This is a genomic window from Bradyrhizobium sp. UFLA05-112, assembly GCF_053572325.1.
On sequence record NZ_JBANBK010000093.1, the window covers coordinates 1 to 14,374 of the forward strand.

Annotated in this window: 14 protein-coding genes; 11 read left to right on the plus strand and 3 right to left on the minus strand. The window is 63.7% G+C overall.

Annotated features, from left to right (window positions below; translation table 11 throughout):
• Positions 1–301: hypothetical protein (locus SO180_RS35455; RefSeq protein WP_449383462.1), on the plus strand; the 301-nt coding region annotated here is incomplete at its 5' end.
• 72 nt (positions 302–373) lie between these two features.
• Here SO180_RS35455 and hisC read toward each other — a convergent pair.
• A complete protein-coding gene (gene hisC, locus SO180_RS35460) occupies positions 374–1,426 on the minus strand; it encodes a histidinol-phosphate transaminase (RefSeq protein ID WP_449383463.1) in 1,053 nt (350 codons plus the stop codon).
• A gap of 222 nt (positions 1,427–1,648) precedes the next feature.
• On the opposite strand from hisC, the gene SO180_RS35465 reads away from it, so the two are divergent.
• The 4 genes from SO180_RS35465 to SO180_RS35480 all read left to right on the plus strand — a co-directional run bounded on the left by SO180_RS35465 (position 1,649) and on the right by SO180_RS35480 (position 7,524).
• Positions 1,649–3,124 carry an FAD-binding oxidoreductase gene (locus tag SO180_RS35465; protein ID WP_449383464.1) on the plus strand — a complete coding sequence of 492 codons (1,476 nt, stop codon included), beginning with the start codon at positions 1,649–1,651 and terminating at the stop codon, positions 3,122–3,124.
• Positions 3,125–3,260: 136 nt separating this feature from the next.
• Positions 3,261–3,923: a TetR/AcrR family transcriptional regulator gene (locus SO180_RS35470; protein ID WP_449383465.1), complete on the plus strand. Its 663-nt coding sequence runs from the start codon at positions 3,261–3,263 to the stop codon at positions 3,921–3,923.
• The gene (locus SO180_RS35475; protein WP_449383466.1) at positions 3,920–6,601 is read left to right on the plus strand and encodes a molybdopterin-dependent oxidoreductase; all 2,682 of its coding nucleotides are present in this window, start codon (positions 3,920–3,922) and stop codon (positions 6,599–6,601) included. The genes SO180_RS35470 and SO180_RS35475 overlap by 4 nt, the downstream gene beginning before the upstream one ends.
• Complete coding sequence (locus tag SO180_RS35480) at positions 6,598–7,524, plus strand: FAD binding domain-containing protein (protein WP_449383467.1); 927 nt, start codon at positions 6,598–6,600, stop codon at positions 7,522–7,524. Before SO180_RS35475 ends, SO180_RS35480 begins: the two co-directional genes overlap by 4 nt.
• A 100-nt stretch (positions 7,525–7,624) precedes the next feature.
• On the opposite strand, the gene SO180_RS35485 is transcribed toward SO180_RS35480, so the two are convergent.
• Positions 7,625–8,194, minus strand: a complete 570-nt coding sequence (locus SO180_RS35485) for a bifunctional transcriptional activator/DNA repair enzyme AdaA (protein WP_449383468.1) — start codon at positions 8,192–8,194, stop codon at positions 7,625–7,627.
• Positions 8,195–8,325: 131 nt separating this feature from the next.
• Between SO180_RS35485 and SO180_RS35490 the strand changes: the two genes are divergently transcribed.
• Positions 8,326–8,745, plus strand: coding sequence for a nuclear transport factor 2 family protein (locus tag SO180_RS35490; RefSeq protein ID WP_449383469.1), 420 nt, complete (start codon positions 8,326–8,328; stop codon positions 8,743–8,745).
• 71 nt (positions 8,746–8,816) lie between these two features.
• Here SO180_RS35490 and SO180_RS35495 read toward each other — a convergent pair whose 3' ends face one another.
• Positions 8,817–9,596 carry an IclR family transcriptional regulator gene (locus tag SO180_RS35495; protein WP_449383487.1) on the minus strand — a complete coding sequence of 260 codons (780 nt, stop codon included), beginning with the start codon at positions 9,594–9,596 and terminating at the stop codon, positions 8,817–8,819.
• Between the two features lie 175 nt (positions 9,597–9,771).
• On the opposite strand from SO180_RS35495, the gene SO180_RS35500 reads away from it, so the two are divergent.
• The 5 genes from SO180_RS35500 to SO180_RS35520 all read left to right on the plus strand — a co-directional run bounded on the left by SO180_RS35500 (position 9,772) and on the right by SO180_RS35520 (position 14,216).
• Complete coding sequence (locus SO180_RS35500) at positions 9,772–10,932, plus strand: aminotransferase class V-fold PLP-dependent enzyme (RefSeq protein WP_449383470.1); 1,161 nt, start codon at positions 9,772–9,774, stop codon at positions 10,930–10,932.
• Positions 10,933–10,973: 41 nt separating this feature from the next.
• A complete protein-coding gene (locus SO180_RS35505; protein ID WP_449383471.1) occupies positions 10,974–11,876 on the plus strand; it encodes an amino acid ABC transporter substrate-binding protein in 903 nt (300 codons plus the stop codon).
• 64 nt (positions 11,877–11,940) lie between these two features.
• Positions 11,941–12,735: an amino acid ABC transporter permease gene (locus SO180_RS35510; protein WP_449383472.1), complete on the plus strand. Its 795-nt coding sequence runs from the start codon at positions 11,941–11,943 to the stop codon at positions 12,733–12,735.
• Complete coding sequence (locus SO180_RS35515) at positions 12,732–13,427, plus strand: amino acid ABC transporter permease (protein WP_449383473.1); 696 nt, start codon at positions 12,732–12,734, stop codon at positions 13,425–13,427. The genes SO180_RS35510 and SO180_RS35515 overlap by 4 nt, the downstream gene beginning before the upstream one ends.
• A gap of 18 nt (positions 13,428–13,445) precedes the next feature.
• A complete protein-coding gene (locus SO180_RS35520) occupies positions 13,446–14,216 on the plus strand; it encodes an amino acid ABC transporter ATP-binding protein (protein ID WP_449383474.1) in 771 nt (256 codons plus the stop codon).
• The last annotated feature ends 158 nt before the right edge of the window (positions 14,217–14,374 follow it).

Here is a 14,374-nt window from a genome sequence, read left to right on the forward strand (position 1 = left end):
GAACATGGACCGTGCAATCAGACTGGCGGAGCTGGCTGAAGCGGAGAAGCGCGTTGCGCTGGGCGAGCGCCATATCGTGCAACAGGAGCAGCGTATCGCCGAGCTGGACCGCGATGGCCACGATACCAGGGACGCGTTCGCGCTCCTGGATACGTTTCGGCAAACGCAGGTCCAGCACGTCGCGCACCGCGATTTCATCCTCATAAGGTTGGGGCAGGCGCCGCAGGTCAAACGCGGTTCGATCTTCCGACCGGGGCACTACGAAGGCGCGGACACGCCGGGGAGCAGAGAGCGGCCATGATCCGGATCATTTTCACGGCCGTTCTTGCGCTGCACTTGCCGGGCAATACGCCGGACCACCTGAATCCTGGGCTCAGACCAGGCCGCGCAGCACGTCGATCAGCCGGCCGCAGTCCTCCTCCGTGCCGACCGTGATGCGCAGGAAGTTCTCGATGCGCGGCTTCTTGAAATGCCGGACCAGGACGCCGCGTTGCCGGAGTGCAGCCGCGAGATCGCCACCGCCTTGGCTCCGATGGCGTGCGAAGACGAAGTTGGCCTGAGACGGCAACACCTCGAAGCCAAGCCCAGAGAGGTCACGCGTCAGCGTTTCGCGGTTCGCCATGATGCGCGCACGCGTCTCCTGAAACCACGCGTCGTCCGCGATGGCAGCAGTGGCGCCGGCAAGCGCAAGGCAATCGATGGGATAGGAGTTGAAGCTATCCTTCACCCGTTCCAGCGCCTCGATCAACGGCCGCTGGCCGATCGCAAAGCCGACCCGCAGGCCGGCGAGCGCCCGCGATTTCGAGAAGGTCTGGATGACGAGCAGATTGTCGTGGCGTGCGACGAGCGGCACCGCGCTCTCGGCGCCGAAATCGACATAGGCCTCGTCGACCACCACGAGCTGGTCCGGATGCTCGGTGAGCAGCGCTGCGATCGCATCGCGTGGAAGGCCGATGCCGGTCGGCGCATTCGGATTGGAGAGCAGGATCGCGCTGCACGGTTGCCGGTAGTCGGCAATCTGCACCCGCATCGCGGCATCGAGCGGCACCTCCTCGTGAGCGATGCCATAGAGCCGGCAATAGACGGGGTAGAAGCTGTAGGTGACGTCGGGAAACAGAAGCGGCGCATCGTGCTTCAACAGCGCCTGGAAGGTATGGGCCAACACCTCGTCCGAGCCGTTGCCGACGAACACCTCTTCGGGCGCGACCTTGTAGTGGGCGGCGATTGCCTCGCGCAGCTGCGAAGCGCGCGGATCGGGATAGAGGCGGAGCCGCTCTGCAGCCGCCGTGACCGCCGCGAGCACGTGTCGTGAGGGCGGATAGGGATTCTCGTTGGTGTTGAGCTTGACGACGCCGTCCTGCTTGGGCTGCTCGCCCGGTACGTAGGGCGACAAGGTGTTGACGACGGGACTCCAGAAACGGCTCATGATCTCTGACCTAGGGGGCTGATCGGATCACAGTAGGGTATGCCGATCGTGAGCGGAAGCCCCGCTCGTGTTCGAAGCTCGAACCTGATCTGCGCAAACGTCGGAGATCAGCACGTTCCTGCGAGTGAAGGCTTCATGCTAGGGTCGGCACCCAAGGTCGAAAACGACTGACAACAAGAACGTAAGGCCGGCGCACAAGCCGAGCCGTCAAGAGAGGAACGCATGCCGGTTGCAGTCCTTCCCACCGATCCCTCCGTTCCAGGCGCGCCGGTGACGGCGGCCATCCTCGATGCCTTGCGGCAAATCGTGGGTGATAAGGGCCTGATCCTCGACGAGCGCGACAAGCAGCCGTTCGTGACCGAGTGGCGCGGCGTGCTGGCCGGGCAGGCCGCTGCTGTCGTGCGTCCGGCCAATACCACCGAGGTCTCCGAGGTCGTGAAGCTCTGCTACGACAACGGCATCGCGATCGTGCCGCAGGGCGGTAACACCGGCTTGATGGGCGGGGCCACGCCGTGGCCAACCCACCGCGGCATCCTGCTGTCGCTTGGCCGGATGAACCACGTGCTGGATGTCGACCCGGTCGGTTATTCCATGACCGTGGAAGCCGGCTGCATCCTCGAGACGCTCCAGGAGACGGCGGCGCGCCGCGACCGCTTCTTTCCGCTCAGCTTGGGCTCGCAGGGCTCATGCATGATCGGGGGCAATCTGTCCACCAATGCCGGCGGCGTGCAGGTGCTGCGCTATGGCAATGCGCGTAACTTGGTTCTGGGCCTCGAGGTTGTTCTGCCGAACGGCGACGTCTGGGACGGACTGCGCGCGCTCAAGAAGGACAATACCGGCTACGACCTCAAGCATCTCTTCATGGGCGCCGAAGGCACGCTCGGCATCATCACCAAGGCGGTCCTGAAGCTGTGGCCGGCGCCGAAGGACGTGTGCACGGCGTGGCTGGCGATCCGCAATCCGCAGGCCGCCATCGGGATCCTTTCGGAAGCATATGTCGCCTCCGACGATAATGTCGGCTCCTGCGAGCTCATGAGCCGCGCCTGCACCGACATGGTGCTGCGCCACATTCCTGGCACGCAGGATCCGCTCAAGGCGGACACGGAATGGTATCTCCTGCTCGAATGGTCGTCGTCCCGGCCGCGGCTGGACGGCAGCGTGGGCATGTCGGAGAAGATGGAGCAGTTTTTGGCCGATCAGTTGGAGGCAGGCCATCTGCTCGACGCGGTGATCGCCCAGACAGAGGCGCAGTCGCGTAATATGTGGCGCATTCGCGAAAGCGTTGCCGAAGCCGCGCGTGCCGAAGGACCTGGCCTCAGCTACGACGTATCGGTCGCGATTTCCAGAATTCCTGAACTCATCGACAAGGGCCTCAGCGCCGTCCTCGACATCCTTCCGACGATCCGCCCCTATCCACTCGGCCATATCGGGGACGGCAATCTGCACTTCTCCTTCATGGGTCCGAAGGACATGGACCGCGAGACGCTCACGCAATATTCCGCCGCGATCACGAGGAGCGTGAACGACATCGTCGCCTCCATGGCCGGCTCGATCTCGGCGGAGCACGGCATCGGCATCGAGAAGATCGACGAGCTGGCGCACTACCGCTCGAAGACCGAGCTCGACGTCATGCGCACGATCAAGCGGGCGCTCGATCCGAAGAACATCATGAATCCGGGCAAGATCCTGCGGCTTTGATGCGCGCCTGGCGAACCGCAAGTCGCGGAAAGGGCGAGGAAGACCGTGCCTGCAGCTCGCCCGATCGCGACAGTTGCGACGCAGCCCTCACTGGATCGCGATTTGACACTTCGTCTTAATTTGTCAATTTCGACAAATGGGACCGAAAACGCGCATTCTCGACGCGACCATGCTGGTGTTTCGCCGCCACGGCTTTCGCCGTTCCTCGATCGAGCAGGTGGCCGAGGCCGCCGGCCTGACGCGGCAGGCGCTCTATCATCATTTCGAGTCCAAGGAAGCGCTGTTCCGCGCAGTCATCGAGCGCGTCCACGAGACCGCCATTGCCGCCGAAGAGGTGGCAATCGGCGGAGCGGAGAAGGCGGGCCGCGGCTTCGCAGACATTCTCGTCGCCGGCATGACGGCACGGATGCAGGCGATGATCGGATCTTTCGAGGGCTCACCGCATATCGAGGAGCTGTATTCCGAGCACCTCGTGCATGGGCGTGACCTCTATCAGAAATATGCAGCGCTCTATGCGGAGCGGCTGGTCGCGACCATCGCCCGCGTTGCGCGCAAGCAGAAGCTGGCGCTGCCGCAGGGCCTGTCGCCGGCCGAATTCGCGCGGCTCGTCGAAATGGCCGTGCACGGATCTAAGTCGCAGCATCCGGCGATGCAGCCGGCGGAGGCCTTCCTGAAAGACATGGCGATGATGGTGCGGACGCTCTGCGCCGGCGCCGTGCCGAAATCGCAGGAGCAGCCCGCGAGCAAGGCCGGGACCAGAGAACGATCCTCACGCAGCAAAGCCGGAGCACGTCCATGAGCGCCATGACCATCAACGGCCGCCTCGAGCCACTGCCTGAGGATCCCGATGCGCTGCTCATCGACGTCGTGCGCGATCAGCTCGGTCTCACCGGCACCAAGCTCGTCTGTGGTGGCGGCGTCTGCGGCGCCTGCACGGTGCTCGTCGACGGCGTACCGGTCACGAGCTGCCTGATGCCGGCGCGCGCCGCCGCCGGAAAGTCCGTGACCACTGTGGAAGGCATTGGCGCTCAGGAGCTGCACCCGATACAGAAGGCGTTCATGGCGCATGATGCCTTGCAATGCGGCTTCTGCACGCCGGGCTTCATTGTGGAAGCGGCCGCGTTCTGCGATCGCTGGCGAGCGGCGAAGGGGACGGCCGTGCCTTCGCGCGAGGAGATCGGCGCGGCGCTGTCGGGCCATCTCTGCCGCTGCGGTGCCTATGATGCGATCTTTCGCGCGGTGGCGGATGCCTGTGCCGGCCGCTTCGACGGCGATCATTACGCAAGTCCACGGATCGAGGCGCGCGACAAGGTGACGGGCGCGGCAAGATACACCGTAGATATCAGGCATGACGGCCAGCTCGAGGGCGTGATTCTGCGCTCCCGCGATGCCCATGCGCGCATCACCGCGCTCGATCTGGCCCCCGCGCATGCGCTTGACGGCGTCACTGCGGTGTCGCTGTTGTCCGACGATCGCATCGTGCGCTATGTCGGCGAGCCCATCGCGGCGGTTGCAGCGAAGGACCGCAAGACCGCCCTCGCGGCGCTCGCCGCCATCAAGCTGACCAGCGAACCGCTGCCCGCCGTGATCGGGCTCGATGCGGCGCGGAAAAACGATGCGCCCGTGGTGTTCGACCGGGCGAGCCGCAAGAAAGCCGGCAACGTCTCGGAAGCAGCCGGCGGACCTGCACCATGGCAGCGGAACGTTCGCGGGCCGACCTCGGTGTTTGCCAAGCGCGCCAAGAGAGCGCGCAACTGGGTGGACGAGGCGCGGCAGGCGAATAATCGTCTTCTCGTCGAGGGGACATTTCGTACGGCCACGCAGCAGCATGCCTGTCTCGAGCCGCATGCTGCGGTTGCGCGTTTCGATGGCGAGCAATTGATGGTGCACGCCTCGTCCCAGTGGGTGTTTCACCTCAAGGAGCAGATCGTCAAGCGCTTCAAGCTCGATCCTGCGCGCGTCCGCGTGATCGCCGACCATGTCGGCGGCGGCTTTGGCTCGAAGGCGAGCCTGGGCGGCGAGACGATTGCCGCAATCGAACTCGCGCGCGCAGCCAATGCACCGGTGCGGGTTGCTTATGACCGTCATGAAGAATTGTCGGTCGCCGGCTATCGGCCGGGCGCGGAGGTGAAGGTCGCGCTGCTGCCCTCCGACCAGGGCGACTTGAAAGCACTCTCCGTCATCGCGCATGCCGATACGGGCGCCGCGATCAACTCGACGATCGCGGGACTGGCGCGGCTGATGTATCCGGCCGAGGCCAAGGAGCTCTCCGATTTTGATGTCATCAGCAATCTGCCGCCGGGTGCGGCGTTCCGCGGGCCCGGCGGTCCCCCGATGGCATTCGCGGTGGAGCAGGCGATCGACCAAGCGGCATTGAAACTCAACGCCGATCCGATCGCTCTGCGCAAGCGCTGGGATCCTGATCCCAATCGGCAGCGGCTCTATGATTGGGCCTTGGGCCTCGACATCTGGCGCAATCGGACCTCGGCCGGGAGCGGTCGCTATCGCCGCGGCGTTGGTGTCGCGACCGGCTACTGGTTCTATCTCTGGCAACCCAAGGTGAAGGTCGAAGTCGCGGTCAAGGGCGGTCGCATCGTCGTATCGACTGCGACGCAGGATATCGGGACCGGCACCCGCAGCGTTCTGGCCGACACCGTCGCGCGCGAATTCGATCTCGAGGCTGATGAGGTGGAGGTGCGCATCGGCGACTCCTCGCTCCCCGAAGGCCCCGGCTCCGGTGGCAGCCGCGTCACCGCCTCGGTGCTGCCGCCGACGCTCACGGCGATCCAGAAGTTGAAGGCCGCGCTCCTCGATCAAGCCACGCGCAAGCCCGCGCCGGGCTCGAACGCGCCGTGGCGTGAGCTGATCGCGCGATCGGGAGACATTGCTATTTCGGAGACGCGTGGCGAGGACGGGAAGAACACGGCGCCCGGCATCCGCTCACCGCTGAAGGACCTAGGGCTTCTCGGCCTCGTGTTCGGCTGGATGATGCGGCGCAATTCCAACATCGTTATCGGCGCCGGCGTGCCGAGCTCGGTGCAGGTGATCGAGGTCGAGGTTGACACCTGGCTCGGTCACGTGCGCGTGCTCAAGGTGCATACCGGACTGGCGGTCGGGAAGATCGCGGCACCCCAGCTCGCGCACAGCCAGGCCTGCGGCGCGGTGATCCAGGGGCTTGGCTACGCGCTCTACGAGGCGCGCGAGGTCGATCCGCTCAGCGGCGACGTCCTGACTGCCAGCATGGAGGATTATCGCATCCCCGGCATTGCGGACACGCCCGAAATCGACGTGCATTTCGATGAGGCCGGCTTTGATCATGTGCAGGGCAATAGCGTCGGCATCGGTGAGGTGGCGACCGTGCCGACGTCGCCCGCGGTCGCGAACGCGATTTTCAACGCGATTGGCGTACGCCTCACCGAAATTCCGATCCGGCCAGACCGCATCGTCGCCGCCTTGAAGGGGAGGACTGCGGCATGAACGCCTCGTCAGCAACATCAGCAGGTGGCGCACCCGAATTCCGCGCCGCCGGCACGGATCTGTCCGAGCGTCGCCGCAGCGGGGTGTCCCGTGGGCCCATCGTCGATCTCTCCATGACATCAGGCATGATTGGGATCGACTGGGCCGCGGATGGCTCGGCCCGCATCGGCGCATTCACCACGATCGCGGCGATCGCGTCCGATGAACGCATCCGTGATGCTTATCCCGGCATCGCCGCCGCCGCGCAAGGTCTCGCCACGCCGCAGATCCGGCATCTGGCGACGCTCGGCGGTAACCTCGCTCAGCGTTCGCGCTGCTGGTATTTCCGCAATCCGCAGATCGACTGTTTCAAGAAGGGCGGTTCCGACTGCCCGGCGAGGTCGGGCAATCATCTCTATCATGCAGCATTCGATCTCGGGCCTTGCGTGGCCCCGCATCCGTCGACCATGGCCATGGCGCTGCTCGCCTATGATGCGACGATCACTACAGACCGGCGCAGCCGATTGTCGCTGCCTGATCTCATCGGCGACGGCACCAACAGCGCTGTGGACCATGCGCTTGAGCCCGGCGAAAGAATAGATGCCATCTCATTTCCCGCGCCGCTCGCCTCCGAGCGTGCCTATTACAAGCGCGCCATCAGCCGCAGTTATGCGGAATGGCCGCTGGTCGAGGTCTGCGCGCGCGCCGTGGTATCCGGCGGCATCTTCCGGCATGTCCGCATCGCCGCCGGCGGCATCGCCCCGGTGCCGCTGCGCCTGACGGCGTGCCAGGCGGCGTTGGAGGGAAAGCCGGCAAACGCGGAAACCATCGCGCAAGGCGCGCAGCTCGCGACGTCAGGCGCAAAGCCGCTGCCGATGACCGGATACAAGCTCGATCTGCTGGTTGGCCTGGTGCGGGACGTGGTGGAGCGGATTGCGAAGTAGGGCAGCCGGTGCTCGCACGATCAAGCCGGTGCTCGATTCCAAGAACGTCATGAATGGGCAAGATGCCGCGTCTTTCATGAGGGCTCGCGAGACGCGAGTCTCAGGCGGATACTTTGCGGCGGTAGCGAATGCTGGATGGTGAGCGTCCATAGAGTTCGAGAAAGGTGGCGTTGAATCGACGCACGCTGCCGAAGCCGGCCCGATAGGCAATCTGGACCAATGGTTCATTCGTCTCGTCGATCAGGCGTTTCGCGCGTTGTACACGCCTCGTCTTCGCCACTTGCTGCGGGCTGGCCCCGACGTGCCGTTCGAACAGGCGCGCAAGGTGGCGTGCGCTCACTCCGAGCCGATTGGCCAGTGCAGCAACCGAACCGTCATCCAACGCGCCACCGTCGATCAATTTCAAGGCGCGCACGACGGTTGAGCGCGTGCCATTCCAGGCGGCGCAAAAGGGCGCGGTCTCCGGACGGCAGCGCAGACAAGGCCGGTATCCCGCCGCTTCGGCCGCCGCCGCCGTCGGATAATAAGCCACGTTACGGGTCAACGGCTGCTTCACTGGGCAAACCGGGCGGCAGTAGATTCGCGTGGTCTTCACGGCCGTGAAGAAATGGCCGTCATAGCGCGGATCGCGCCGCAAGCGCGCAGTGTTGCACACCTCAAAACTGAGCATGACTCACTTTAGCGCAGAGTCCGGCCCGAAGAACAGCCGTGAGATGATCAGGTCCGATTCCGGCCAGCGGCGTCGGTACGCCCTTCTTATAGAGCAATGCCAGATCCGCTGAACAGAGTTGGAGGAGCAAAATGAACAGCACGAAGTCCAAAGAGGTTGTCATCAGCGCCTGGAAGACCTTCAAAAGCCGTGATGCCAAACTGATCGCGGGGCTGTTCACTCCCGATGCCGAATGGATCGCACCGGCCGGAAACGCAACGGCAGTCGCACTCAAGCACACCGACCATATGATCGGACCGAACCAAATCGCGCACTTCATTGCCTCGGAAATGCATAGTCTGTTCTCGAACGTCGACATCTCGTTTCGAGGCATTCATGCCGACGGCGATACTGTGGTCGTCGAGGAGCGGATGCGAGCCACTCTTCCTGGAGGCAAGCCGTACGAAAACGACTATTGCTTCATTTTCGTCTTGTCGGGCGACCGCATCAAGCTGGTTCGTGAATACATGGACACCCGGAAGGGCTGGCAGATGATTTTCGAGCCGCTTTAACTCGATCTGCAGGTTGGCCTGGTGCGGAATGTGGTGGAGCGGCTTGCGAAGCGGGGCAGCCGGGTTCGCATTCATTCGCCGTCATCGTCGTCCTGCAGGATCGTTTCCGATAGGAGCTCGGCGGCCTTCTGAAGCGGGGCGATGAAACGGTCGAGTTCGGCGAAGCTCACGCGAGCTGCCGGGACGGAGACGCCCAGGCACGCGATCAGCTCACGCTCCGGCGACAGGATGGGGACGGCACATCCAACCACGCCCTTGACGTACTCCTCGTTGGTCTTGGCCCAGCCGCGCTGACGGGTCTCCTCGAGCACCTTCATCAGGGCGTCGTAGTCTGCGATCGTCGTGTCCGTAAATTTCGTCAGCGTGAGCGCGCGGCACAGCTTCTCGCGCGCTTTCCCCGGCAAGCGGCTCATGTAGATCTTGCCTGTCGACGTGCAGTGCAGCGGCGCCGCTTCGCCCGGATTGAATTGCAATCCCTGTGGCTGCGAGACGCGGACGCTATCGACATAGGCCACCATGTTGTCGCGCACGACGCCGATCTCGCATTGCTCGCCGATTTCGCCGGCGACCGCGCGCAGCACGGCATGCCGGCGCGCGGTGCGGAATGCTGCGCCGATGACCTTGGCGGACAGAGTGACGAGCTGATTGCCGACGACATAGCGCTTGGTCCCGAGCGCCTTCTGAAGCAGGCCGCGCTCCTCAAGATTTCCGATCAACCGATGGGCGGTCGGAAGCGGAAGGCCAAGCGCCTGCGCGATCTCCGCGACCGACGCGGCTTTGGTTTGACCGGCGACGTGCCCGACGATCGCAAAGGCGCGATCGAGTGGTCCGTCGGTTCTGGCTGGGTCCATCATTCGCACCTCCCTTAGTAAATTATCATTTTTCGGAATAAAAACTATTGAAATATGAAAAAGATATTAGACGGCTCTCCCTCGTTGCTCATATCGTTGGCTTCGCCGGCCGGTGAACAGGATTTGTGCAATGCAAACCGGGTCCCACGGGCGGCGCGCCGAACAGGAGAGTGGGATGTCAGGTCATTACGACGTCGATGCCGTGCGGAAGGAATTCCCGGCTGCCGAGCGGATGACCTATCTCGATTCCGGCTTCCAGGCGCCGCTTGCGCGCCCCGTGAAGGCGGCGATCGACCTCTTTCTCCGTGAAGGCCTCGAGACGGCCGGCCCGAAGAGCGTGTGGCTCGACCGCGTCGAGCAGACGCGCGCCAAGGTCGCGCGATTCCTCGGCGTGTCCGCCGACGAGATCGCCTTCACCAAGAACACCTCGGAAAGCATGAACATCGCCGCGAACGCCCTGCGGCTGCGGGCGGGCGACAATGTCCTGATGGTTCATGGCGATCACCCGAACAATGCATACGCCTTCCTCAACCTGCAACGGCAGGGCGTCGAGGTGCGGTTCGTGCCGATGACCGATGTGGTGGATGCCGCGAGCTTTCGTCCCCACGTAGATGCAAACACCCGCGCGATCTCGATGTCGCATGTGACCTTTCACGCCGGTCACCGCTTCGATATCGAAAGTGTCGGTGCCCTGTGCGCGGAGAAGGGCCTCCATTTCATCGTCGATGTGATGCAGGCGATCGGCGTGGTGCCGATCGATGCAAAGGCCATCCGCGCGAGCTTCATCGGATCGGGCAGTCACAAAGGCCTGCTCGTTCCCCAGGGGCTCGGGCTCCTTTATTGGGACAGCACACTTGCCGAACTCGAGCCCGCTTATCTCGCCGCTGCGAGCCTTGCGGAGATTCCGGCCGACCTCATCGCGCGGCCGGACAAGCTCACGCCGGCTCCGAGCGCCCGTCGCTTCGAGCTCGGCAACTTCAATCTCCCTGCGATCCATGCGCTTGGCGCCTCGCTCGACCTGATCACGCAGATCGGCATCGAGAACATCCAGAACCACTGCTTCGAACTCGGTGATCATCTCATCGCAGAGCTCGATGCGCTCGATATCCGCCTCGTCGGTCCACGCGACCGGAAACACCGCGCGCCGCATATCTACGTCGTCGCACTGCCTGCGGCCGAGTGGCTCGGTTACTTCGAAGACAATGGCGTGCGCGTTTCGCCGGAACGGGACGGCATTCGGGTGTCGTTCGGCATGTTCAACACATCAGCGGACGTCGACCGCCTGATCGAGCTCATCCGCGGGCGCGGCGTCAAGACATCATCCAGGGCCGCCTAGAAGGCGGTGTAGGCCAGAGATCCAGAGAGAGGGTGCAGGACATGAGGAAGTTTGCACGGATGCTGGGGGCTCTGTCGGGCCTTGTGATCGTCACTGCCATGGTCGAGCCGTCGGTCGCGGCTGACAGCCCGACGCTGACCAAGATCAAGTCCGGCGGCGCGATCACGATCGGCTACCGCGAGGCGTCGATCCCGTTCTCTTACCTCGGTCCCGATCAAAAGCCGATCGGCTTCTCGCTCGATCTCTGCGCCGCCATCGTCGAGCGCATCAAGACGGAGCTCAATCTGCCCAATCTTATGGTCAACTATACGCCGGTGAACTCGTCCAACCGCATCCCGCTGATTCAGAGCGGCACCGTCGATATCGAATGCGGCGGAACGGCCAACGACAAGAAGCGGCAGGAGCAGGTGTCATTCTCGGTGACGACCTTCGTCAGCCAGCCGCGCTGGCTGGTCAAGGCCGACAGCGGCCTGAAGGCCGCCGGCGATCTCAAGGGCAAGACGATTGTCGTCACGCAAGGCTCAAACGCGATCGGCTTCGCGCAAGGCGTGAACGCCAAGGAGCAGCTCGGCCTCAACATCGTCCAGGCCAAGGATCACGCGGAATCATTCTTGATGTTGAATACGGGGCGTGCCGCAGCCTTCATGGAAGACGACATCCTTCTCGCGGGCCTCAAGGCTGCAGCACCGAAACCGGATGCGCTGATCTTCCTTCCCGAAGGTTATGCGAGGATCTATTACGGGCTGATGTTCACGAAGGGCGATGCCGGCTTCAAGGCACTCGTCGACGATGTTCTGTCAAAACAGATGGCGTCGGGACAGTTCGAGAAGACCTACACGAAATGGTTCACCAGGCCGATCCCGCCCAAGGGTGAGAATCTCGCGTTTCCGCTCACCGATACGCTGATGGAGCGGATTGCGAATCCCAGCGACGCGGTCGACTGACCGGAAACGCTGCGGGACTCGATCAAGGTCGCCTTCGCTCGCACCGATAACTCTGAGGTTTGCGATGTTCGGAGTGCTTTTTGAACAGACGGCGGATGGCCAGCGCTATATCGACTGGCTTCTCGCAGGCCTCGGCTGGACGCTGGCGCTGGCCTTCTTCGGCTGGTGGATCGCCTTCGCCGTCGGCGTTGTCGTCGGGATCGGCCGTACCGTGCAGAACCGCTTTGTTACGGCACTCGCGCGGCTCTATGTCGAGATATTCCGGAACATTCCCGTCCTGGTGCAGATGTTCCTCTGGTACTTCGTGTTGCCGGAGATTCTTCCGAGCCGGCTCGGCGACGCCATCAAGCAGATCCCGCCGCCCTGGGGATCGTTCTTCCCGGCGCTGGCGTGCCTCGGACTCTACACCGCGGCACGCATTGCCGAGCAGGTGCGCGCGGGCATCGAGGCCTTGCCGAAGGGCCAGACCGAGGCGGCGAGCGCACTCGGTCTTGGCGGATATCTGACCTATCGCCACGTCATCGTCCCGCAGGCGCTGCGACTGATCGTGCCGAGCCTGACCAGCGAGGTCATGGGCATCTACAAGAATACGTCCGTGGCGCTCACGATCGGCCTGATGGAGTTGACTGCGCAGGCGCGGCAGATCAGCGAAGCGACCTTCCAGACCTTCACTGCCTTCGGTGCCGCAACGCTGATCTATCTCGTGCTGGCGCTCGTCGCCTATCAATCGATGATGCTCATCGACAAGGCCGTGCGCATTCCGGGCTCCACCCCGACGAAGGACCCGATCGAGCCGGCCCTGGCGGACGACGTGGAGCCGGGCGCCGCCTTGCCCCGCGGATTGGAGGTCGTGAAATGAACAGTCTCGATTTCTCGATCCTCCTTCAGGCCTGGCCTTATCTCTGGTCGGGACTGCTGTTCTCCCTCGCGCTGACCGCAGCAGCCTTCGTCATCGGCATGATGCTGGGGACCTGCTTTGCCCTTGCGCAGCACCTCGAGGTACCCGTCGTCAGCCAGATCGTGCGCGCCTACATCGCATTGATCCGCTCGGTCCCGCTGATCCTCGTGTTGTTCTGGTTCTTCTTCCTGGTGCCGATCGTGCTCGGGCACCTCTACGGCAATGGCCGCCCGATTCCGATCGGCGCGACCTGGACGGCCTTCATCACTTTTGGACTGTTCGAGGCAGCCTATTATTCGGAGATCATCCGTGTCGGATTGCGCGCGGTGAACAGGGGGCAGTTCGAAGCCTGCCAGGCGCTCGCGCTGTCCACCTTCGATACCTACCGATCCGTGATCCTGCCGCAGGTGATCCGTGTCGCGAGCCCGATCATCCTGAGCCAGACCATCATCCTGTTCCAGGACACTTCGCTCGTTTACGTGCTCTCGCTGACCGATCTCCTCGGCGCGGCCTCGAAGCTCGCGCAGCTCAACGGCCGGCTCGTCGAGATGTATCTCGTGGTCGCGGTGGCCTACCTCGCCATCAGTTCGGCGGCGTCGCAGTGCGTCGCATCGCTCAGGCGGCGATATGCTCTTGGCGGAGCACACCGCTAAAACAGAGAGGAGATGAAGATGCAACAGCAAGGCGCTGTGAGCCCGAGCGATCATTCTTCCGCGATCGTCGTCGTGGAGAAACTGGTGAAGCGGTTCGGCCGCTTCACCGCGCTGAATGATGTCAACCTGACCGTCGCCAAGGGCGAGAAGATCGTTCTATGCGGCCCCTCCGGCTCCGGCAAGTCGACCCTGATCCGCTGCATCAACCACATCGAGAGGCACGACGGCGGCCGGATCGTGGTCGACGGCGTGGAGCTGATGGACCGCATGGCCGACATCAACAGCGTTCGCTGCGAGGTCGGCATGGTGTTCCAGAGTTTTAACCTGTTCCCGCACCTCTCGGTCGTCGAGAACTGCATGCTGGCGCCGATCAAGGTGCGAGGGCTCTCGCGCCCTGAGGCGCACGAGCGTGCGATGAGGCTGCTCAGGAAGGTCCGCATTCACGGTCAGGCGGACAAATATCCCGCACAGCTCTCGGGCGGTCAGCAGCAGCGCGTCGCTATCGCCCGCGCGCTGTGCATGCAGCCGAAGATCATGCTGTTCGACGAGCCGACCTCCGCGCTCGATCCGGAGATGGTGAAGGAGGTGCTGGACACGATGGTGCAGCTCGCAGGCGAAGGCATGACCATGGTGTGCGTGACCCATGAAATGGGCTTTGCCCGCGAGGTCGCCGACCGCGTCGTGTTCATGGACCAGGGCAGCATCGTCGAGGAGGGGGAGCCGGCGAGTTTCTTCCGCTCGCCTCGCACGAAGCGCGCGAAGGACTTTCTCAACCAGATCATCCACTAGAGGGGATGTGAGCGGGGGGCGCCCGCGCCGGGTCTTTCCGGTGCCCTCCGCGCGCCGGCTGACCAGCGCACATACCGGGCCAAACAGGCCTGCGGAAGCGTCAAATTGCGCCTCACGCAATGCAAGAGGCGGCTTTATTCCCGCCATGGATGCTTTAA